The following is a 20,493-nucleotide window of genomic DNA, read 5'->3' as shown; positions in this document are numbered from 1 at the left end:
TATAAAAATCAGGTGAGAATCAGCAAATGTAGGAAATTTTTGCTTTTGCAAATATTTGTGTACCTTTGCATCCCTCTAAAAGTGAGGTTTTTGATATGAAGCAACTCCGCGAATTTGACATAGCTTTTGTAGGTCTGACGCCCGGAGTGCATACATTCCAATACCAGGTCACAGATAGTTTCTTTGAAAACTACGGACAGCAGGATTTCTCGAACTGTAACGCCACCGTAAAGTTACAATTTGACAAGAAAAATAACCTTTTCCTGTTAAAATTCGAGATCGGGGGTACGGTTACCGTTACCTGCGACCGCTGCGGGCAGCCGTTCGAGATGCAGCTGTGGGACGATTTCAACCAGGTGGTAAAGCTGGTGGAAGACCCTGCAGAGCTGAGCGGCGACGAAGATCCGGACATTACCTACATTTCCAGGACGGAATCGCACCTGAATGTAGCCGATTTTATCTATGAGTTCATCAACCTGAGTATCCCCATGCAGCGGATACACCCGGATGATGCCAACGGCAAAAGCGGCTGCGACCCGAAAGTGCTTGAGATGCTGGAAAAAATGAACAAACAGGGCGAAGACACCACTAATCCGATCTGGAAAGGATTGGAGAAGTTCAGAGACAATTGATTTTAAACAAGTACAATTAAAATTCAAATAAGATGCCGAATCCTAAACGTAGACATTCGCAGCAAAGATCAGCAAAGAGAAGAACGCACTACAAGGCTTTTGCTGAAACGTTAAGCACAGACAGCGCTACCGGCGAAGTGCACCTGAGACACCGTGCTCATTGGGTAGAGAACAAACTGTTCTATAAAGGAAAAGTTGTTTTGGAAAAACAAGCCGCCGTTAAATAATAATTTTTACTAATTTTACACCCGAGCAAAAAGACAAACACAGTTCATGAGAATCGGGCTTGATATGATGGGCGGCGACTACGCCCCCGCAGAAGCAGTAAAAGGAGTTAAATTATTTTTAGACAGCAGTGTTGCAACAGATGTGCATCTGGTACTGATCGGCGACGAGCAAGCCCTGGCGCCTTTGCTGGCCGATGCACAGCTTGACCAATCAAGATATTCAGTTGTTCATTCATCCCAGCTCATCGGGATGAATGAACATCCTACCAAAGCGCTCAAGGAAAAGCCGCAATCTTCCATTTCTATCGGCTTTCATCTCCTGCAAAACAAAAAAATAGGTGCTTTCATCAGCGCCGGTAACACCGGGGCCATGATGGTAGGCGCTATTTATTCAATTAAGCTCATTGAGGGCGTACAACGCCCCACCATCTCCACCATTTTACCCAGGGAAACCGGTAACCCCGGCCTGCTGCTGGATGTTGGCATCAATGCAGACTGCAAGCCGGAAAACCTGGTGCAGTTTGCCCTGCTGGGCTCTCTCTACTCCCAATACATCATGGGCAACGCTTCCCCAAGAGTAGGCCTGCTCAACATCGGGGAAGAAGAAGGCAAAGGCAACCTGCTGGCGCAAGCCACCTACCCCCTCCTGAAAGAGACCAGGCAGCTGAATTTTGTGGGCAACGTTGAAGGCCGGGACGTGTTTAAAGACACGGCAGACGTAATTGTTTGTGAAGGTTTTACGGGCAATGTGGTGCTGAAAATGGCGGAATCGTTCCATGATATTATGGTCCGCCGTAATATCAAGGATGAGTACATGGATAAGTTCGACTTTGAACAATACGGCGGTACGCCGGTACTGGGCGTGTCTGAACCGGTCATCATCGGCCATGGCATCTCCGGGGGCCGCGCCTTCTCCAACATGATAGCGCTGGCGCAAAGAATGATAGAAAGCAAGCTGCTGGATAAGATCCGGGAAAGCTTTGTAGCGGTAAAAGAAGACTGACCTCCCATCCGGTTAAAGTACTATGGGGCTTACCTTAACAGGTGAGCCCCTTTTCTTTTGCAAAACTCCCTCTCATTGGCAGAATAAACTGATTATCAACAGCTTTCAGTTTGGCGCCCTGGTGGCAGACGTGTTGCAGCCTGTGGCCAGAAAGTATTGGCTCTCAAGGCGTTCTAATAGGTTAGCCGGATATACGCCGGATATAAGCCGGTATTAAGCCGGATATATGCCGGCCTTATAAAGGGCCGGCATATAACTGGCGGAATATGGCCTTACATTCAGGTAATTGCCGGCGAGTATCAACTACGCCCATACGTTCGCATACAGGATGGCAATAAAGCGCCCCCTGGCGGCCTGCGGGGCCGCCATCCATAGCATTGGGAAGCCGGTTACTTTACAAGGGGAAGTTTCACAAAGAAGGTGGTACCTATACCGGGGGAGGTTTTGAACCATATCTCCCCGCCTGCCTGTTCCACTATGTTCTTGCACATAGCCAGGCCCAGGCCGGTGCCGGAAGACTTGGTAGTAAAATTGGGCACAAATATTTTGGGTTCTACTTCAGGGGGAATGCCGGCGCCGTTGTCAATTACCTCCACCACTACATGTTCCCCGTCATCCTTGACGGAAATGGCAATATGCCCCTCCCTGCCTTCGGGGATGGCCTGTATGGCGTTTTGCAGCAGGTTGGTGAACAGGCGGTTGATCTGCGTTTTGTCTGCCGCAATGAGGTATGGCTTTTGCTGCCGTTCAAAATAAATATGGTATTCAGGGCTGCTCATGTACAGGGAGGTAACAGACTGCAGCACTTCCCCCAGGGAGAATACTTCGCTGTGGCCTTTACTGATATACGCAAAGGCGGCAAAATCCGACGCAATATTGGAGAGGTGCTCTATCTGCTCCACCAGCGTGCTGGCCACGTTGACAGACAGCACTTTTACATCGGGCGAGTCATTTGCAATGGCCCGCTGCAGGTACTGGATGCTGAGCTTCATGGGCGTGAGGGGGTTCTTGATCTCATGCGCCACCTGCCGCGCCATTTCGCGCCATGCACCCTCCCTTTCGCTTTTGGCCAGCATTTCCGCACTTACTTCCAGCTTTTGCACCATCTTGTTGTATTCCTTCACCAGCAGGCCTATTTCATCGTCTTTATCCCATTCTATCTGCTCATTGTGCTGCCCCAGGTTCACATTCCGGAGCTTGTCCGTAATGAGGGAGAAAGATTTGGTGATGGTATTGGAGATCAGCAGCACCAGCAGGCCTGCCAGCAGGAATATGAAGGCATTGATGGTAATGAGCGCCACCAGGAAGGTGGATATCTGCTGGTTCAGCTCCGTTTGGGTGGCAAAGTACGGCACATTGAGGTATGCAAATACGTTGCCTTTGTTGCGGAGGGGAATGTAGCCGCTGATGAACTTCATAACGCCTATCCGCTCCTCCTGTATGAACTGGATCTCGTTGAGCCTTGACAGCTGGTAATAGGCCAGCGGGTTCATGGCTTCAGACAGCAAGCCCTTTTCTATCATGAGCGGCTGGGCAGACAGCTCCAGCTGGCCCTGGGTGTTATAGATATTGATGTCTACGTTGTGCTCCGTGGCTATTTCACCAATGGCGGCGGAAAGGTCTTTCACAAAAATGGAATCGAATATCATTTCCATTTCGTCAAACTCCCGCTGGGTGTGGAAGGCGCCTTCTATTTCGCGGGCTATGCCGTGTACGGTGGTGCTCAGTTTTTCCGCATTCTCTTCCCGGTAGCGGCCAATAAAAAAGAGGATGGTGGTGATGCCCAGCGCCAGGAAGGCGAAAGTAACGGCAAATATAATGGTGCCCTGTACCTTGGTGCGGATGCTGGGCTTTACAATGTTACGCAGGTTAGCCAGGCGCATCCGGGCCTTGATGAGCAGGTCAAACAGCACGTATAGGCCAATGATCAGCAGGAACAGGCAGAACATGTAGGCAAAGAGCGTGATGAACTCCAGGAAGTTGCGGGTGGGTTTGGCCACCATCACCAGCTTGTCTTTCGAGCCTTTGTAGTACAATATGGAATAGCCGTTCTCTTCCTCGTACACCACGTCTGCCGCCGGTATTTCCCGCGGGGTGAGATAGGTTTTGAAGGGGTAGCTATTGTGGTTGAGCACCAGTACGCCCTTGTCATACACCGCGCTGGAGTACCGGTCTGCATACTCCGCATCGGGGTTCTGCATGCCGCTTTCTATCAGCAGCTCCGGGTATAGCCGGTCTGCCCGCGCTATTTCCGGCTCCGAGCGCACTTCATAAAAAAGGTAGCCAGATATAAAATCGTTATAGCCGGTAAATTCTTTTTTTCCGATGTAGCTGTAGTCGTTAAAGCTGCGCTCGTCATAATACAGGTCTCTCCCCAGCACATGCGGCAGCGTGCTGCCCGTCATGATGCGGGCGTTGAACTGCTCTAACGTATCCAGCGTACGGTTGTAGAGCGGCTGGCCTTCTGCGTCAAAGGTGTGGAAGGAGATGTTGAAGCGGTTGAGGTAGCGCGAGAAATACTTTTCTTCCAGCATTCTTTCCAGGCCGCGTTTGCCTTCCCGGCTGGGCTGTATGAAAAACTGGCGGATGGCGGGGTCTTGCGCAATACGGTCTCCCACGTCCGTCAGCAGCGTTTCCAGGTAAGGGTCACGTTGTTTGGAGAGGTTCTGCGCCACGTTGAGGCGGGTATACAGCTCTTTCTGGTTGTTGTAGTAGATGAGCACGGCGGAGGTAGTAACCGTCATCATCAGCATCCACATAATGAACGGCAGGGAAGCAGAGCCCTGGCTGAAGCGCAGCTCCAGCAGGTCCAGTATCACCACGTATGCCAGCAGCCAGATCATGAGCACTACGGAAGCGCTGAAGTCTGCCTGGTTGAAGCGGAAGGCCAGCCATACCAGTCCTACCACTGCCAGCGCAATGTACTTGCTGCGGTACTGGAAATCCGTAAGCTGGTTGAGCAGGTAGTTCACTATCTGGGAGAAGAACAGGAAGCTGATGGCAATGAAGCCCAGGCACATGCTGCCTATTACGCTGTATTCATTGAGGCTGAAAAAGTTGGTAACGTCGTAAGATATTTTTGAGTCTATTACCAGGCTCCGGATGAGGTCCAGCAGGAACTGGCCGGCAATGAACATCACCAGTCCGGCCGCGCCGATGATGAGGCGGCTCTGCCATTTTTTACGCACCACTGGCGGGTGGATGGTGCGCACATGCTGGCGGAAAAAGAGAATGAGCCAGAAGGTGAGCAGCACGTTCAGCATGAGATCCCCGAGAGAGCGGAACACATCGTCCTTGGCATAGATAGTAGGCTGGAAGAGGTTGAGGGAGCCCAGGTCTATCGGGAAGGCGTACAGGTAGCTGAGCACCCTGAAAATGAGCACCACGGCCAGCAGGAAGAGGAACCCTTTCAGGGGTGAGAGCTTCCGGGCAATGAGGGTGGCAAAGAGGTTGATGAAAATGAACACGCAGATGCAGCCCAGCGTGAGCAGCAGCACGCTCATCAGGCTGGGAGACGCTTCAGACTTGGCGGGGTCATAGTGCAGATAAAAGAGAATGGTGCTTTCGCTGTTCACCACCGGCAGCCCCGGCGGGCGGTTGCTGATGGTATATTCCCGGCCTATGGCGGGGCGGCCGTAAAAGCGGGAAGGCAGGTACTCGTTGGAGATGCCGTACTCCTGCTTTACCGGGATGAGGCCGAGCAGGTAGCGGCCGGAAGGGTACGCATGCACCTTCATCACATAATAGCCGTTCAGCAGCCTGCGGAAGCTGGTGCCGGGGCGCAGCCCTTCCAGAGCTGGGGGCTGCACGGCGTTGGTGCTCCAGAACACCATTTTGTGGCCCTGCTCCGTGGTATCAAAAGCAAAGAGGAAATAATCACGTTTGTAAATGTCTTTCAGCTGGCCTTCCGTATAACTGCCGTTGAACAGCTTTTTGACGGTAGCCGTATCTGCGGCCAGGTTATTAAAGGCGTTCTCGCGGCTGCGAATGTCACTCTCCAGGCTGCGCTGCACGCCGTGGGGAGATGAATAATAACTCCAGTAGTTGTTGAACAGGAACGCGAAGGTGAACAGCCACGCCGCCACTATCAGCAGGTAGCCGTTGCGGAGAAAGAACAGTCTTATTTCCTTGATGTCCAGCATAATTTTATTCGCCCTGTTTGATCCTGTTCCAGAGCCCGTCCATTTCCTGCAGGCTCATTTCGTCCAGCGTTTTGCCCGTTTCAGCGGCCAGGGCTTCCATGGCTTTGAAGCGGCGGATGAACTTCTTGTTGGTGCGTTCTAGGGCATTTTCCGCGTCTACTTTCAGGAAACGGCTGTAGTTGACCAGGGCAAACAGCAGGTCGCCAAATTCGGCCTCTATTTCATCCTGGTCACCCTGCTCTACCGCCTCTTCCAGCTCGCGGGTCTCTTCTTTCACCTTGTCCAGCACCTGGCTGGTGGTATCCCATTCAAAACCCACTGTTTTGGCCTTTGTTTGCAGGCGCATGGCCTTCACCAGCGCCGGCAGGGATACGGGCACGCCGCTCAGCACAGACTCCTTCCCTTCTTTCAGCTTCAGCTTTTCCCAGTTCTGCTTCACCTCTTCTTCATTTTCCACCTTCACATCACCATAAATATGCGGATGGCGGGCTACCAGCTTGTCACAGATCCCGGTGAGCACGTCTGTAATGGTAAACTCCCCTTTTTCGGCGCCTATTTTGGCATAGAACACGATGTGCAGCATCAGGTCACCCAGCTCTTCCCGGATGCTTTTGTAGTCTTCTTCCGTGATGGCGTCCGTCAGCTCGTACAGTTCCTCTATGGTTTGCTGCCGCAGGCTCTGGAGGGTCTGCTTCCTGTCCCACGGGCACTTTTCCCGCAAATCGTCCATAATCTCCAGTAACCTGTTAAAAGCTTGTGCTGGCTGCTGCATAACATTAAATATTAAAGTTCCGGTGCTAAGAAACGGAAAAATAATGCAAATCCGGGATATCCCCGATTCCGTACCTTTCCGGTGCGCGGTGTTAATTTCTTTTTCTTGGCAGAAAGGCCAATTTAATTAGCTTTGCGGCCTTAGTAAAATCACAAAAGAAACGCATATGAATCCGAAACACGTGGCGCTCATATCCGCCGAACTGGGCATCTCCATGAAGCAGGCAGAGAGTACCATGGGCCTGCTGGCCGAAGGCTCTACCGTACCGTTCATCAGCCGGTACCGCAAGGAGCAGACCGGCAGCCTGGACGAGGTACAGATCGGCAAAGTGGAAGATCTGTCAAAGCGCTACCAGGAGGTGGACGACCGCCGTGCCTTCATCATCAAAACCATCACGGAGCAGGAGAAAATGACCCCTGAGCTGCTGGAGAAGCTGGAAAGCAGCTGGGTGCTGGCGGAGCTGGAAGACATGTACCTCCCCTACAAACCCAAGCGTAAAACCCGCGCTACCGTGGCCATTGAGAAAGGCCTGGAACCGCTGGCCAAACTGATATTCGAGCAGGAAGACGAAGGCGCGGAAACCGCCGCGGAAGGTTTCATCAACGAGCAGGTAGCCAGCACGGACGAGGCCCTCAAAGGCGCGCGTGACATCATTGCGGAATGGATCAACGAAAATGCAGAGCTGCGTGACAAGCTGCGCAAGCTCTTTACCAATACCGGCGTATTTACCTCCAAGGTGATTGAGGGCAAAGAGGCCGAAGGCGTGAAGTACAAAGATTATTTTGATTTCAGCGAGCCGCTGCACAGCATTCCTTCTCACAGGGTGCTGGCCATTCTGCGCGCGGAGAGCGAAGGCATTCTCTTCGGCAACATAGCGCCGGCAGAGGAAGACGCTTCCGAGATCATTCACAAACAATTTGTGAAAGGCAAAGGCTTTGCCGCAGAGCAGGTGAGCAAGGCCGCCGCGGATGCGTACAAGCGCCTGCTGCGCCCTTCCCTGGAAAACGAGTTCCGCGCTACGGCCAAAGAACGGGCAGATACGGAAGCCATTGAGGTGTTTGCCGAAAACCTGCGCCAGCTGCTGCTGGCCGCGCCGCTGGGCCCCAAGCCGGTGATAGCCATAGACCCCGGTTACCGTACCGGTTGTAAAACCGTGGCTTTGGACAACCAGGGCAATATGCTGGCGCACGATGTGATTTTCCCCCTCGAAAAGAACTACAAGGCCCAGGATGCGGAAAACCTGCTGCGCAACTGGGTGAACAAATATGAAACCTCCGCCATTGCCGTAGGTAATGGTACCGCAGGCCGCGAAACGGAAGAGTTCGTGAAAAAGATAGACTTCGGCCGCAAGGTGAACGTGTTCATGGTAAACGAAAGCGGCGCCTCCGTGTATTCCGCTTCTGAAGTAGCGCGGGAAGAGTTCCCGAATGAAGACGTAACCGTGCGCGGCTCCGTATCCATCGGCCGCCGCCTCATTGACCCGCTGGCCGAACTGGTAAAAATAGACCCCAAAGCCATCGGTGTAGGCCAGTACCAGCACGATGTGAACCAGAGCCATCTGAAACAGAGCCTTGACCGCGTGGTGGTGAGCTGCGTGAACAACGTGGGCGTAAACCTGAACACCGCCTCCAAACACCTGCTGGCCTACGTATCAGGCCTGGGCCCTTCCCTGGCGGAAAACATTGTGAAGTACCGCAAAGAGAACGGCGCGTTCAGGAACAGGAAAGAGCTGAAAAAAGTGACCCGCCTGGGCGATAAAGCATTTGAACAATGCGCGGGCTTCCTCCGCATTGAGAATGGTGACAACCCGCTTGACAATTCGGCCGTACACCCTGAGCGCTACCCGCTGGTGGAAGCCATTGCCGCCAAACAGCAATGCACCGTGGCAGACCTCATTGGCAAGGAAGACCTCCGCAAACAGGTGAATATCAAGGAATTTATTACGGAAGAAGCCGGCCAGCTTACCATCGAAGACATTCTCAAGGAACTGGCCAAACCCAGCCGCGACCCGCGTGACGAGATAGCCATCTTCGAATATGCCGAAGGCATCAAGAGCATGGAAGACGTGAAGCCCGGCATGACGCTGCCCGGCGTAGTGACCAACATCACCGCCTTTGGCGCGTTCGTAGACATTGGCGTGAAGCAGGACGGGCTGGTGCACATCTCCCACCTTTCCAACAAATTTGTGAGCAACCCTAACGAAGCCGTAAAGCTCAACCAGAAGGTAATGGTAACCGTGCTGGAAGTAGACGTTGCGCGCAAACGCATCTCGCTTTCTATGAAAACCAACGAACCTTCCGGCGGCGGTGGCGGCCAGCGCAGGGAACGCAGGGATCAGAAACCGGCCAAGGAAGCGCCGCTGAACGACTTCCAGGCAAAGCTGCAGGCATTGAAATCGAAGTTCAAATAATCGACGGTTGACACTCATGCTCAACCGCAGCATCATTACGGGGCTGGCCTTTCAGGTCAGCCCTCATTATTCCGGGCTGGGTGCCGCCATTTAGCCCTTGTTCCCCGTCAAGCCCTCTTAAAAATTGTCGCATTCCACCGCTACGAAGTCGGATTCCCCCACCCCCGCTCTCAGTCCCCGCCCCTACTTTTGTATCAACAAATCATTCTTCACCTATCAACTGTAAGAAAAATGAGAAAGATCAAAGTCATTACCTTTTCGTCGCTTGACGGCGTAATACAAGCTCCCGGCGGCCCGGAGGAAGATCCCTCCGGCAATTTCAAATTCGGCGGCTGGTCTGTTAACTATGGAGACGAAACCATGGGCCAATATCTCGACAAGGCCACCGGGCAGCCGCATGACCTGCTGCTGGGCAGGAAAACCTACGATATATTTGCCGGCTACTGGCCTTTCAAAGGCGGCCCTATGGCCGAAAAGATCAACAAAGCCACCAAATACGTAGCCACCAACACGTTGCAGAGCACTACCTGGAACGGCACCGTGCTGCTCAACAAAAACACCCTGCAACAGGTCAGGGAACTGAAAGCGCAAGAGGGCATTGACCTGCTGGTATGGGGGAGCGCCAACTTCCTGCAAACGCTATTCGCTGAAAAACTGGTGGACGAGCTGATCATCATGACGTACCCGCTGCTGCTGGGCAAAGGCAAACGCCTTTTTGAAGGGAACGCCGCCCCCGGCAGCCTGCAGCTTACCGATCATGTTGTTTCCGGCACCGGTGTGATCATTGCGCAGTACAAACCCGCGGGTGAAATAGTTACTGGCGAGTTTGAAGAGGAAGAAGCCACCGCAGCGGAAATCGAGCAAAGGAAAAGCAAGGGATAAACGGAGACTGGCATACAGCATGGCGCCAAACGGCGCCTGCACAAAAAAGGGGCGGCCATTCAGTTTGGCCGCCCCTTTAATAAGGTTAGTTCTGTTTCTCTTCAAACTTCATCATCCACTTCAGCAGCTTCTCCGGGTAAGAGGTGTCTTCCTTTTCTCCGTAAAGCTTCACGGCCCTGTTGCGGGCAATGCCGATGTAGATCACGTCCCGCTTCATGTCTATGGCAATAGCCGCCTCTTCCACTGTACAATCATGCGGCTTGCAGCCTTCATTGAACAGGATGCCGTTTTCCACTTCAATGGGCGGCATTACCTTGTACCGTTTCAGGAACTCCGCTTCATCAGTGCCCAGTAACTGTTTGAGGCGCTGGCGCAGGGGGTTCTGGCCCACCAGGTTCACGTCTTGCGCATACTTGCCGTTGTATTGCTCATAAGATTTCCATGATTCCACCAGCGCGGGCGTAATGGTAGTGTCTGTGGTATGTATCATGGTATCTGCCGGGATCATGGTCAGCGAGTCAGGCAATCTTTTTTCCTGCTTGTTGCCCGCCGGCGCGTTGCAGGCGGCCAGGGCCAGGCATATACAGGCAATGTAGTTTTTCATGGCTTGATATCGTATTCGTAAATAGGGTCTATGTGCGTGTTAGGCGGCATGTGGAACACCGGGTTGATAAGGCCGTTGCTGAGGCCGTATACCCAGCCGTGCAGGTGGGGGCGCTCTTCCCGGCGCCAGGCCTCCTGGATGGTATTGGTTTTGGCCAGGTTCATCACCTGTTCCTTCACGTTCAGCTCAGTGAGGCGGTCTACTTGCTGCTCATGCGTTTCCAGCGCATCCACCTCATCCCGGTGAAAACGGTACACGTCTTTGATGTGTTTGAGCCAGGGGTTGATGATGCCATAGTTTTCATTGGTCATAGCCGCTCTCACCCCGCCGCAGCCATAGTGGCCCACTACCAGGATGTGCTCCACCTTCAGCACCTTGATGGCGTATTCCAGCACGGTGAGCAGGTTCATGTCCGTATGCACCACCATATTGGCCACGTTGCGGTGTACAAAGATCTCGCCGGGCTGGGTGTCGGTAATCTCGTTGGCCGGTACGCGACTGTCCGAGCAGCCTATCCACAGGAACTTGGGCGCCTGCTGGTCTTGCAGCCGCTTAAAAAAATCCTTGTCTTGCGCCACTTTTGCAGCGGCCCATACCTTGTTATTTGCCAGTAATTGTTCAAACGGGTTCATATACATTTATTATTTTCCAGTGAATACCGGTGTTCTTTTTTCTATGAATGCCTGCATGCCCTCCTTCTGGTCTTCCGAAGCAAAGAGCAGGTAAAAGTTTTTTCTTTCAAAGTGCAGCCCTTCTTCCAGCGTGCTGTCAAACGCCCGCAATACTGCTTCTTTGGCCATCTTTACCGCCAGCGGGCTCATTTCCGCCACAGTGGCCGCCAGGCGGAAGGCTTCTTCCAGGTACAGCTCCTGCGGCACTACGTGGTTAATGAGGCCGGCCTGCAGCGCTTCCTCTGCTGTAATGAAGCGGCCTGTGAGCACCATTTCCATGGCCAGAGCTTTTCCTACCGCGCGGGTGAGGCGCTGGGTGCCGCCCGCGCCGGGCATCACTCCTATTTTTATTTCCGGCTGGCCAAAGCGGGCCGTTTCGCTCACCACTATCATATCACACAACATGGCCAGCTCACAGCCGCCGCCCAGCGCAAAGCCGCTTACGGCCGCTATAACGGGCTTTTTTGTTTTCTTGATAGCGTCCCAGGTGCTGAACTGGTCTGTATTGAACATGTCTATGGCCGTTTGCCCCGCCATCTGCTTGATGTCTGCCCCTGCGGCAAATGCCTTTTCATTGCCGCTGAGCACAATTACGCGGGTACTTTCGTCTTCATCCAGCATTTTCAATGCGTCCCGCAGTTCCCGCATGAGCTGGAGGTTGAGGGCGTTCAGCTCCTTCGGGCGGTTGAGCTGCACATGGGCTATGTGCGGCCGTACCTGTTGATGTATGAGGATGTATTCAGGCGTCATATGACTGTTTTAGGTGATGGCAAACATCAGGATAATAAACAGCAGCGCCACTATTAATGTTCCCGCTGCGTACAAAAATACTACCAGCAGGGAACGGCAGAGCGCCCCTATCCAGCTGCGGTTATACATATTGCGCGCCGCCATCACAAAATACAGGAACAGCGGCAGTATGAACCAGGCATAAACATCGTCATTATGGATCAGCAGGTTCAGCAAAATGCCTACCATATAGATCATAAAAACGAAGGTGTGGATATGTATGGCAAAAATAGCATGGTCTGCATAATACAGGTCTTTCCGCCCGAACACCATTTTCAGCAACAGGGCAAAGAACGGTAACAGGAGGAACATCAGTTTGGGGTAATGGTGCATCATGTTTTCTCTCAGCACGGTACCTTCATTATCTCCATATTTGTCACGCATCTCAAAGTGGCGGCGCTGGAGGTTGCGTATAAAGAAGCCGTCCCGTTCATGTTCCGGCTTCAGTTGCTGCAGGGAATCATACATGATGGCCGCACGGCCGGTAGTGTCATGCTGGAGCATGGAAAAACTTTCCAGAGCATTGGCGGCAACTTTATACTCTGCAGTATCTTCAGGCTTGGCGGTGGCCAGTGAGTCTTTCATCCGTTTTTCCGCGCTGCTGAAAGCAACTACCGCCCTTTCGTTTTCCTGTGCCGCCGCGCTCTTCTCATGTGGCTTTTTCCGCAGGTACGGGTTTTCCCCGTGATTCACGGAGCCCAGCAGCAGAAAAAATATGAAAGAGGTGAACACGTACAGGCGGATGGGGTTCACATAATCTGCCCGGTGCCCCTGCACATACTTCTTGGTGAGCAGGCCCGGGTAGAAAAAGAGGTATTTTAAGGTAAGGAGCAGCTTGGAATCGTAATGGGTGATGTCCTGGAAAAAATGGCTTACCAGGTGCCCGAAGGACTCCTTGGTCTCCACATTTTCCTGCCCGCAGTGGGAGCAGAAACGTTCAGGCACTTCGGCGCCGCAGTTAAGGCATGTTTTGTCTTTCCTGAGATGTTGTGTTTTCACGAGCGGGTTTGCTGATTTTGGACGGCTAAAGATATAGATTTATGAGAATATACGTTTTGATTTGCCCTGAACGTTAGTACTTTTGCCAACAGCCGATGTTTTATATGAATAAACCGACAATGTTATTGTGTGCCGCCCTGTTGCTGCTGGTAACCGGGGCCAGGGCGCAATACTACTACCAGGACATTTACAGCACCCAGCAAACCGCTGCCACCATGGCCGGTTTCAAAGCCAACAAAGTGAGCTTTCAGCATGTACGGAGCCTTGACGCCAACCAGCAAACAGACAATGATTTTGTTTGCCTACGCGGTATGAACCAGAGCTACCGCCAGATGCGGGCTGTTACGCAAAGCCGTGTGAGTGGCCGCTCCGTGCTGGTATCTTCCTTTAACAATGCCGGCCGGCTCACCAAAACGGTAGACAGTACGGAGAACAGCATTGGCACCGTGCAGTACCAGTACAATGGCGCCGGCCTGCTGGAGGGCATCCAGACCCTTTCCCGGGGGCGGGAAGACAAGTTCCGGATGACGGAGCACCGCCAGTACGTTTATGACACCCTGGGCCGCCTGCAGCGCCTGATCATTAAAAAAAGCGGGCTTGACTCTACCGTGGTACAGTTCAAGACAGATACAGCAGGCAGGGTAACCGAAGAAGCCGCCCCCGGCCGCGCCCGCTTTTACTATAACTATGATGCCCAGGGCCGCCTGACGGACGTGCTCCGCTACCACCCCAGCCGCAAACGGATGCTGCCAGACTACAGTTTTGAGTACGGAGCAGACGGCAAGCTGGCACAGATGACGGTGGTGAACATAGACAAAGGCGACTACCTGATCTGGAAATACAGTTACGACGCGAAGGGGCTGCCGGTGCGGGAGGAGTGCTACGGCAAAGGCCAGGAACTATTGGGAATGATACGGTATACGTATGATTATTTTCAATAGACGGTAAAAAATACTTGGCAGAATTAAAACAATTGCTATCTTTGCAATCCCAACGAAAAAAGTTCTTACATATCTGCGGAAGTAGCTCATTTGGTAGAGCACGACCTTGCCAAGGTCGGGGTGGCCGGTTCGAGCCCGGTCTTCCGCTCCAAAAACAGATCATTCCAAACTGCCGCTGGTGGTTTGGAATTTTTGTTTAAAGTTCTTTGTGAATGGTTACATTTACAAGGCAGGATACCCGGGTGGTGGAATTGGTAGACACGCCGGACTTAAAATCCTGTGGGCTGCAAGGCCCGTACGGGTTCGACTCCCGTCCCGGGTACGATGTAATTATAAAGGCTTCCATAAGGAGGCCTTTATAGTTTTGGGGAATTTGCGCACAAATTAAGTCCTGGCTGGCGGAAAACGGAATCCAGGGTGTCTATGACTGCTCCCTATCCCCTTTGAAATCCCTGGATCTGATAGCATTCCTGTTGATTTACTCATTGTAATTTGGATCAAATTCCACAATCCATTCAATCCCATACTTGTCTCTGAACATCCCCGCATATGTGCCCCATGGCCCGTCTCCGATAGGCCCCTCAATATCTCCCCCTGCTGACAGGCCGTTAAATATCCTATCTGCTTCTTCCTTGCTTTCTGCGCTAACTGCTATTTTCGACCGGTTTTCGCGTTCGTTTACCCGTCCCATAAACTCGGGGACATCATTCGCTATTAACACATTGTTTCTACCAATGGGCAGGGCTATGTGCATTATTTTATTCTCCTCGTTCTCCGGTACTGGAAATTCAGCGCTCGCCAAGTCCTTAAAACGAACAATTTTTTTGAACTCTCCGCCGAAAACTGATTGGTAAAAAGCGAATGCTTCTTCGGCATTGCCATTGAAGTTGATCCAGGGGTTGATAGCTTTCATAATTTTTTATTTTGAATGGTAGCTTTTCTGGTCGCGCATGCGGTTTCAACAATTCTATAGGCAAGGTGGTTGTGTATGATAACCTTAGCCATTGCCGTGGGTACTACTGTCTCAATGACCCAACTACGAACAAATGTCGGCAGCATTAGATGATTGTACGCGGGGTAAAAGCGACAATTTAAGGGCGAAGTGTGACAAGCTGCTATTTGGACTACCGGAAAAGTATTGCAAAAAGCAGTCCGGATTCGTATTTTAGAAACCGTATGACAAGACCAAAACACCTGTCCGTTGCAGTTATCCTTTTATGTGTGGCTGTCACAGTCAACGCTCAAGATGCCGGGAAAGGGCTGAAAGACCATTACAAAAACCTCTTCCCGGTCGGCGTAGCCATCACGCCCCGCCATTTGCAAGACTCCTCCACCAGCGCATTCATCCGCAAACATTTCAATAGCCTCACCGCAGAAAACGTGATGAAAATGGAACCCATACATCCGGAGGAAGACCGGTATAATTGGGGCGGCGCCGATGCTATCGTTCATTTTGCAACGGGAAACGGGCTGAAGGTCAGGGGCCATACCCTCTGCTGGCATAAGCAGGCGCCGAAATGGATGTTTTATGATGCGGCTGGCCAACTGGTGGGAAAAGACACGCTGCTGAACAGATTGCGTAAACACATCCACGATGTGGTAGGCCGCTACAAAGGCCGCATCTATGCATGGGACGTTGTAAATGAAGCCATTTCAGACCGGCAGGACGAGTTTCTTCGCAATTCCCTCTGGTATCAGATCTGTGGCGAAGACTTTATTGAGCACGCATTCCGGTATGCGCACGAAGCAGACCCGGATGCCGTTTTATTCTACAATGATTACAACACAGAAAATCCATGGAAGCGGGACAAGATCTACCGCTTGCTTAAGAAGCTGCTGGACGCAAATGTACCGGTTCACGCCATTGGCCTGCAGGGCCACTGGTCTGTGAAAGACCCGTCCAGGGAATTGCTTGCGTCTGCCATCGAAAAGTATGCATCGCTTGGCATTAAAGTACAAATTACCGAACTGGACGTATCTGTTTTCACAGATGATAAAATTCCGGAACAACGTCATTTTACTGCGGAACAGGAACGCCTGCAGGAACAACAATACATGATGCTTTTCGATACATTCAGGAAATACCGCCAGGTCATCACCGGCGTTACTTTCTGGAACCTTTCAGACCGGTCAACCTGGCTGGACAATTTTCCGGTGAGGGGCAGGAAAAACTATCCACTGTTATTCGATGAAAAGCTGCAGCCTAAAAAGGCGTACTGGAAGGTGGTTGAATTTTAACTCACCATCATTCCGAAACACTTTTATTCCGGAATAAATATATAAGAACATCCCTGCCAGCTATGCGCATTAAACCGTTGCTTTCATGATTCTGAAAGAAACTAAATCCTGTACCATCTTTACCATACCAACACGCGGGACGGTATGACCAAAGGCTCTTGTCCGATATCTGCTGAATGATTTCGAATGACCGATTCACTATACGGCAAATAAACGTCTGATTCTGATTCGTCACAATATGCAGCATCTCCCCTTCTATGAGAAAAGACCCGATTGTAAAAATGCCAACAGAATCGACCAGCACTTTTACACCTTGCTTTGAACGGCTTTCGTTATCACCCACATTGATGACCTTTCGTTTCGGAGGTTTAAAATTGTGCACCTTCATTTGATCGGGGGATGATATTTCCAGGATTTCTGTTGAACCGGTTAAATGGGCCAATGAAGCGGTAACAATGTAACCTGTATTTAACTTGTTTACCATAATAGGGCAAGTTGCATTACAGACAAACGTTTTTCCGGTTTGCCTGTTAACAAAATAGACAGTTCCTCCCCATTCTCCACTACAACTCCCTATTACCTTATACTCCGCGTCTTTGTATAATAGATTTGCTTCCGCTTTTCTGCCGGCAAACCGAAAATCATGGCCATCAAAGTAGTACAAAGAATCCTGATGAGTTACACCGAATAACGTATCACTTTCGCTATAAAGATCGGTCAATGTTTGAATTGTTAGCGGCTGCCTAAGCACTTTCATAGTAGCAGTATCAACTTTCAATAACGTTCTATCCTCTTGGAGACAAAAGAAATGTTGCCCAAAATCTGCGACTGCCATTACAGTAGTGTCTGTGTCAATTTTTGTGATTTTGACATTGAAAAGTTGTGCAATTGCCAAACTTGGCATAAAAAAGGATAGGGTCAGTAGTATCCTAATCATATAAAAATTTTATAGTGGATGCCATTTGAAGGCATTTTCCATAATGTTAGGATATAAAATTACCTACGACTTGTATAAAGGCGGGGATATAGAAATTAAGTCAATCGCCTATAGGTAAGTATTCAATAATTTCTCTTATCTTTGAAATGATTCAAGCTAAGGGCTTTTTAGGCAAGAAGTCTTGCGGGCTACAATCAAGTATTTTGGCTAACTCATTGAGATGCTTGATGTTGTAATGGGACGGATAGTTTGCACTCTCCACCTTCCCAATGAACCCAACCGACACGTTTAGCTCATAAGCCAGTTCCGCCTGGGAAAGCTTTTTTTCAAGGCGCTTTTCTTTTACTTTATTGACTACGTAATTATCGATACTACTTTTCATAATCACCTATAGGTTGGTATAAAAGTCCGCCAAACCTTTGTTGCACACAATCACCTATAGGAAAGTATTCAGGCTTTTAATCTAAAACCTAACAAGATGGCAATGAAAAACAAAAAACAGTTGAGCAGAATTACTAAGCGGCTGAAAAGGCTGCATGAAACCTTCCAAAGGAGAATTTGTAGCGAGTTTTCATGGACTAAACATCAATTTCGAAAGAAGAGAAAAGAAAATGAATTCTCCGAGGACGAGATAATAAAAATGAGGGCTATTGGTTGGGAACTAGCCAACGATCTTCGGCGGAAAATTGCAAACTGACTGCCATGGTGCTGACATTCCCTGATCTTCCTGACAAACCCGCCAAAAATAAAAGACAAATTACTCGTTATTTATTATCTTGACAGGAATCAATGATAAGCAAACCTATGCGCCCGGGAATTACTCATGCCGTACTACTCCTGCTGGCCGGCATTGTAGCCGTGCATGCCTGCCACTCGCCCAACAAGCCGGCCAACCAGGCCACCGTTGCCGAAAAAGAAGAATTGCCGGGCCTAGGGTCTATAGATGCATTGCCGCGCACCTACCGCTCTCCCGCAGACAACCCCACTACACCGGAAAAAGTGGAACTGGGCAGGCTGTTGTTTTATGACCCCATTCTGTCCGGCGGAAAAGACGTAGCCTGCGCTACCTGCCATCACCCTGATTTCGGTTACGCGGAGAACATCGACCTGTCTATCGGTGTAAACGGCATAGGCCTGGGCGAGAAGCGGCGCTTCAACCAGGGCAACAACATCCCTTTCACCAAACGCAATTCACAATCACTCCTCAATACCGCCTTCAATGGCATTGGTACAGACGGGCAATATATGCCGGAAGAGGCCCCCATGTTTTGGGACCTCCGCGCCAAAGGGCTGGAAGAACAGGCCGCCATGCCGATAAAAACTTTCGAAGAAATGCGCGGGCACGGCTTCAGCGAAGAGCATATTACGGAAGAAGTGGTGAAACGCGTGAACGGAATAGCCCAATACCGGCAACTTTTCAAAACGGTGTTCCCGGAAAGCAGTACCATCACGCTCACCGACATCACCAAAGCCCTCGGCGCGTTCCAGCGTTCGCTCACGGCCGTGAATTCCCGGTTTGACCAGTTTATGCGGGGAGACCGCTCCGCCCTTACAGAAAGGGAGCGGGAAGGTATGCAGCTTTTTATCCAGTCCGGCTGCGCACGTTGCCATAGCGGGCCCATGTTGTCAGATTTTAAATCTCACGTGCTGGGCGCTCCTGATAACGAAAAATTGCCTGTGTCCGATTCCGGCATCGAGCGCAGTTACAGCTTCCGTACCCCCACGCTCCGGAACCTTCGTTTCACCAGGCCCTACATGCACAGCGGCAAAATACAAAGCCTCAACGAAGTGCTGTTCTTTTATGAAGACCTGCATGGCAAACCGCTGCGCAACCCCAATGTTGACCGCACCCAGCTCGATCCCCTGGCCGCCGCGGTGCGCGTGGAGTTTAAAGACATCAGTGCTATTGTGGAATTCCTTAACACGCTGAACGATGCCGACTACGACAAAAAAGTGCCTGCTTCCGTGCCGAGCGGCCTGCCTGTAGGCGGGTATATCAGGTAAGTAACAGCCGGGGTAAAAAGGCTTTTTTACAAAGCCTCCGTTTTAGTAGATATGCCCACCCGGTTCAAAAAGTTCATGTGGCAGATGCAAACCATAATGTCCGCTATTTCTTTCTTCGTAAAGAACGATGTAAGCTTTTCATAGGCTTGATCTGAAACACCATGATTAAAAATAAGCGTCATTTCATCGGCTACCTCAAAAACAGCCCGCTCAACGTCAGTAAACAGGGGGCTTTCCCGCCAGGCAGATAAAGCGAATATGCGGCGGGCACTCTCTCCTTTCCTTAATGCATCGTTCGTATGATAATCTATACAATACGCGCATTTATTAATTTGCGAAACCCTGATCTTGATCAGCTCAATCAGGCTTCCAGGTATGGTGGATTCATACAGGCGTTTATCAATTCCCGCTATCATATTCCAGTACAGGGGCTCTTCCGCCCATATGTCCAAACGATGTTTTATGACCTTGTTCATGTCTTTTGTTTTTTGTTCCACAAAAGTAAAAAACATGAATCCAAGCCTGCTTAAACTGGTTTAAGAAAGGAATTTCTTCCTTAGTTCGCTCAGGTATTCAGGTGTAAAGCCCAGGAAAGACGCCAGCAGGTATTGCGGAACACGCTGCGTAAAAGCCGGGAATTGCCGGAGAAAATTCAGGTATAATTCCTCTTTGGACAATTCATACAGATATCTTAATCTCATTTGAGATGCTGCATATGACCGCTGAAACATAACATGGAAATATGCTTCCATTTCCGGGACCTGTTCAAGCAATTGCCGTTGACTGTCCGCAGTGATAGACAGTACTTCCGTCTGCTCTACGGCGCGAATGGAAAACTTTGCGATGCCGGCGTTGGGGAACGCCATAAAATCCGATATCCACCAGTTCTCTATTGCAAAGTCTATGGTTTGGTCGGTCCCGTTCTGTTTCAGGTAACATAGCTGCACGCAGCCTTTGATTACAAAGAATTTTTCAAAACACCGCTGTCCCTCCACTAACAGGTGTTCTTTTCTCCTGTATGTTCTTTGTTCAAAAAAAGACCCGATCAAACCAGATCTATCCGGTTGAATGGAACAATAATTTTCGATATGATTCAGTAGCGGTTGTATCATCAAACTATCCTCTTAATATACAAAATTCCATTAGGTTTGTAAAGATGCCCAAATTGTATTTCTTAAACCAGCTTAACTTTCATCCGTTTTCCAGTACCTAACTTTGCAGTTTTCACCTAAAAATGGAAAA

The 20,493-nt window shown here is 50.6% G+C and carries 19 protein-coding genes and 2 tRNA genes; 10 read left to right on the top strand and 11 right to left on the bottom strand.

Translation table 11 applies throughout. The features are described 5' to 3' along the window. Nucleotides 1-95 precede the first annotated feature (95 nt). From ABDW36_RS12290 to plsX, 3 genes are read left to right on the top strand one after another with little or no spacing between them, the layout of a single operon-like run. Entirely contained in the window at nt 96-632 is a 537-nt protein-coding gene (locus tag ABDW36_RS12290) for a DUF177 domain-containing protein (protein WP_343702198.1), read from the top strand. Nucleotides 633-664: 32 nt separating this feature from the next. Continuing rightward, nucleotides 665-859, top strand: a complete 195-nt coding sequence (rpmF, locus tag ABDW36_RS12285; RefSeq protein ID WP_119079258.1) for a 50S ribosomal protein L32 — start codon at nt 665-667, stop codon at nt 857-859. Between the two features lie 46 nt (nt 860-905). After that, entirely contained in the window at nt 906-1,862 is a 957-nt protein-coding gene (plsX, locus tag ABDW36_RS12280) for a phosphate acyltransferase PlsX (RefSeq protein ID WP_343702197.1), read from the top strand. A gap of 389 nt (nt 1,863-2,251) precedes the next feature. On the opposite strand, the gene ABDW36_RS12275 is transcribed toward plsX, so the two are convergent. Next, nucleotides 2,252-6,004 (bottom strand): HAMP domain-containing sensor histidine kinase, encoded by a 3,753-nt coding sequence (locus ABDW36_RS12275; RefSeq protein WP_343702196.1) that lies wholly within the window; start codon nt 6,002-6,004, stop codon nt 2,252-2,254. A 4-nt stretch (nt 6,005-6,008) separates the two neighbouring features. After that, the gene (mazG, locus tag ABDW36_RS12270; protein ID WP_343702195.1) at nt 6,009-6,776 is read right to left on the bottom strand and encodes a nucleoside triphosphate pyrophosphohydrolase; all 768 of its coding nucleotides are present in this window, start codon (nt 6,774-6,776) and stop codon (nt 6,009-6,011) included. A gap of 166 nt (nt 6,777-6,942) precedes the next feature. On the opposite strand from mazG, the gene ABDW36_RS12265 reads away from it, so the two are divergent. Beyond that, entirely contained in the window at nt 6,943-9,186 is a 2,244-nt protein-coding gene (locus tag ABDW36_RS12265; RefSeq protein WP_343702194.1) for a Tex family protein, read from the top strand. Nucleotides 9,187-9,417: 231 nt separating this feature from the next. Continuing rightward, entirely contained in the window at nt 9,418-10,068 is a 651-nt protein-coding gene (locus ABDW36_RS12260) for a dihydrofolate reductase family protein (protein WP_343702193.1), read from the top strand. Nucleotides 10,069-10,153: 85 nt separating this feature from the next. Here ABDW36_RS12260 and ABDW36_RS12255 read toward each other — a convergent pair whose 3' ends face one another. The 4 genes from ABDW36_RS12255 to ABDW36_RS12240 are packed head-to-tail and all read right to left on the bottom strand — an operon-like array spanning nt 10,154 to nt 13,131. Then, complete coding sequence (locus ABDW36_RS12255) at nt 10,154-10,672, bottom strand: hypothetical protein (protein WP_343702192.1); 519 nt, start codon at nt 10,670-10,672, stop codon at nt 10,154-10,156. Beyond that, nucleotides 10,669-11,304 carry a carbonic anhydrase gene (locus ABDW36_RS12250; protein WP_343702191.1) on the bottom strand — a complete coding sequence of 212 codons (636 nt, stop codon included), beginning with the start codon at nt 11,302-11,304 and terminating at the stop codon, nt 10,669-10,671. Before ABDW36_RS12250 ends, ABDW36_RS12255 begins: the two co-directional genes overlap by 4 nt. Before the next feature lie 9 nt (nt 11,305-11,313). Continuing rightward, the gene (locus ABDW36_RS12245) at nt 11,314-12,093 is read right to left on the bottom strand and encodes an enoyl-CoA hydratase-related protein (RefSeq protein ID WP_343702190.1); all 780 of its coding nucleotides are present in this window, start codon (nt 12,091-12,093) and stop codon (nt 11,314-11,316) included. Nucleotides 12,094-12,102: 9 nt separating this feature from the next. Further along, a complete protein-coding gene (locus ABDW36_RS12240; RefSeq protein ID WP_343702189.1) occupies nt 12,103-13,131 on the bottom strand; it encodes a DUF3667 domain-containing protein in 1,029 nt (342 codons plus the stop codon). Between the two features lie 104 nt (nt 13,132-13,235). Between ABDW36_RS12240 and ABDW36_RS12235 the strand changes: the two genes are divergently transcribed. The 3 genes from ABDW36_RS12235 to ABDW36_RS12225 all read left to right on the top strand — a co-directional run bounded on the left by ABDW36_RS12235 (nt 13,236) and on the right by ABDW36_RS12225 (nt 14,394). Further along, nucleotides 13,236-14,072 carry a hypothetical protein gene (locus tag ABDW36_RS12235; protein ID WP_343702188.1) on the top strand — a complete coding sequence of 279 codons (837 nt, stop codon included), beginning with the start codon at nt 13,236-13,238 and terminating at the stop codon, nt 14,070-14,072. Nucleotides 14,073-14,147: 75 nt separating this feature from the next. Further along, nucleotides 14,148-14,223, top strand: a tRNA-Gly gene (locus ABDW36_RS12230). Nucleotides 14,224-14,308: 85 nt separating this feature from the next. Further along, nucleotides 14,309-14,394, top strand: a tRNA-Leu gene (locus tag ABDW36_RS12225). Between the two features lie 156 nt (nt 14,395-14,550). Here ABDW36_RS12225 and ABDW36_RS12220 read toward each other — a convergent pair. Beyond that, nucleotides 14,551-14,985 (bottom strand): VOC family protein, encoded by a 435-nt coding sequence (locus tag ABDW36_RS12220; protein WP_343702187.1) that lies wholly within the window; start codon nt 14,983-14,985, stop codon nt 14,551-14,553. Nucleotides 14,986-15,293: 308 nt separating this feature from the next. Between ABDW36_RS12220 and ABDW36_RS12215 the strand changes: the two genes are divergently transcribed. Beyond that, nucleotides 15,294-16,310, top strand: coding sequence for an endo-1,4-beta-xylanase (locus ABDW36_RS12215; RefSeq protein WP_343702186.1), 1,017 nt, complete (start codon nt 15,294-15,296; stop codon nt 16,308-16,310). 7 nt (nt 16,311-16,317) lie between these two features. On the opposite strand, the gene ABDW36_RS12210 is transcribed toward ABDW36_RS12215, so the two are convergent. Together ABDW36_RS12210 and ABDW36_RS12205 are read right to left on the bottom strand one after the other, a co-directional pair. Next, nucleotides 16,318-17,247, bottom strand: a complete 930-nt coding sequence (locus ABDW36_RS12210; protein WP_343702185.1) for a hypothetical protein — start codon at nt 17,245-17,247, stop codon at nt 16,318-16,320. Between the two features lie 151 nt (nt 17,248-17,398). Then, complete coding sequence (locus ABDW36_RS12205; protein ID WP_343702184.1) at nt 17,399-17,629, bottom strand: helix-turn-helix transcriptional regulator; 231 nt, start codon at nt 17,627-17,629, stop codon at nt 17,399-17,401. 422 nt (nt 17,630-18,051) lie between these two features. Here ABDW36_RS12205 and ABDW36_RS12200 point away from each other — a divergent pair, with 422 nt between their 5' ends. Next, the gene (locus ABDW36_RS12200; RefSeq protein WP_343702183.1) at nt 18,052-19,251 is read left to right on the top strand and encodes a cytochrome-c peroxidase; all 1,200 of its coding nucleotides are present in this window, start codon (nt 18,052-18,054) and stop codon (nt 19,249-19,251) included. 26 nt (nt 19,252-19,277) lie between these two features. Here ABDW36_RS12200 and ABDW36_RS12195 read toward each other — a convergent pair whose 3' ends face one another. Both ABDW36_RS12195 and ABDW36_RS12190 read right to left on the bottom strand, forming a co-directional pair. Then, on the bottom strand, nt 19,278-19,727 hold the full coding sequence (locus ABDW36_RS12195; RefSeq protein WP_343702182.1) for a carboxymuconolactone decarboxylase family protein: 450 nt from the start codon (nt 19,725-19,727) through the stop codon (nt 19,278-19,280). 60 nt (nt 19,728-19,787) lie between these two features. Further along, nucleotides 19,788-20,363: a Crp/Fnr family transcriptional regulator gene (locus ABDW36_RS12190; protein WP_343702181.1), complete on the bottom strand. Its 576-nt coding sequence runs from the start codon at nt 20,361-20,363 to the stop codon at nt 19,788-19,790. Nucleotides 20,364-20,493: the final 130 nt, after the last annotated feature.

It is taken from the genome of Chitinophaga sp. (genome assembly GCF_039596455.1).
Lineage (GTDB): Bacteria > Bacteroidota > Bacteroidia > Chitinophagales > Chitinophagaceae > Chitinophaga.
The sequence above is the reverse complement of the archived record's forward strand: the minus strand, read 5'-3'. Positions and strand labels throughout refer to the sequence as shown.

Coding starts and splice junctions, on each gene's coding strand:
- rpmF (WP_119079258.1), top strand. CDS start 665: ATGCCGAATCCTAAACGTAGACATTCGCAGCAAAGATCAGCAAAGAGA.
- ABDW36_RS12275 (WP_343702196.1), bottom strand. CDS start 6,004: ATGCTGGACATCAAGGAAATAAGACTGTTCTTTCTCCGCAACGGCTAC.
- ABDW36_RS12260 (WP_343702193.1), top strand. CDS start 9,418: ATGAGAAAGATCAAAGTCATTACCTTTTCGTCGCTTGACGGCGTAATA.
- ABDW36_RS12245 (WP_343702190.1), bottom strand. CDS start 12,093: ATGACGCCTGAATACATCCTCATACATCAACAGGTACGGCCGCACATA.
- ABDW36_RS12235 (WP_343702188.1), top strand. CDS start 13,236: ATGAATAAACCGACAATGTTATTGTGTGCCGCCCTGTTGCTGCTGGTA.
- mazG (WP_343702195.1), bottom strand. CDS start 6,776: ATGCAGCAGCCAGCACAAGCTTTTAACAGGTTACTGGAGATTATGGAC.
- ABDW36_RS12220 (WP_343702187.1), bottom strand. CDS start 14,985: ATGAAAGCTATCAACCCCTGGATCAACTTCAATGGCAATGCCGAAGAA.
- ABDW36_RS12200 (WP_343702183.1), top strand. CDS start 18,052: ATGCGCCCGGGAATTACTCATGCCGTACTACTCCTGCTGGCCGGCATT.
- ABDW36_RS12290 (WP_343702198.1), top strand. CDS start 96: ATGAAGCAACTCCGCGAATTTGACATAGCTTTTGTAGGTCTGACGCCC.
- ABDW36_RS12255 (WP_343702192.1), bottom strand. CDS start 10,672: ATGAAAAACTACATTGCCTGTATATGCCTGGCCCTGGCCGCCTGCAAC.
- ABDW36_RS12195 (WP_343702182.1), bottom strand. CDS start 19,727: ATGAACAAGGTCATAAAACATCGTTTGGACATATGGGCGGAAGAGCCC.
- ABDW36_RS12205 (WP_343702184.1), bottom strand. CDS start 17,629: ATGAAAAGTAGTATCGATAATTACGTAGTCAATAAAGTAAAAGAAAAG.
- ABDW36_RS12210 (WP_343702185.1), bottom strand. CDS start 17,247: ATGATTAGGATACTACTGACCCTATCCTTTTTTATGCCAAGTTTGGCA.
- ABDW36_RS12190 (WP_343702181.1), bottom strand. CDS start 20,363: ATGATACAACCGCTACTGAATCATATCGAAAATTATTGTTCCATTCAA.
- ABDW36_RS12265 (WP_343702194.1), top strand. CDS start 6,943: ATGAATCCGAAACACGTGGCGCTCATATCCGCCGAACTGGGCATCTCC.
- ABDW36_RS12250 (WP_343702191.1), bottom strand. CDS start 11,304: ATGAACCCGTTTGAACAATTACTGGCAAATAACAAGGTATGGGCCGCT.
- plsX (WP_343702197.1), top strand. CDS start 906: ATGAGAATCGGGCTTGATATGATGGGCGGCGACTACGCCCCCGCAGAA.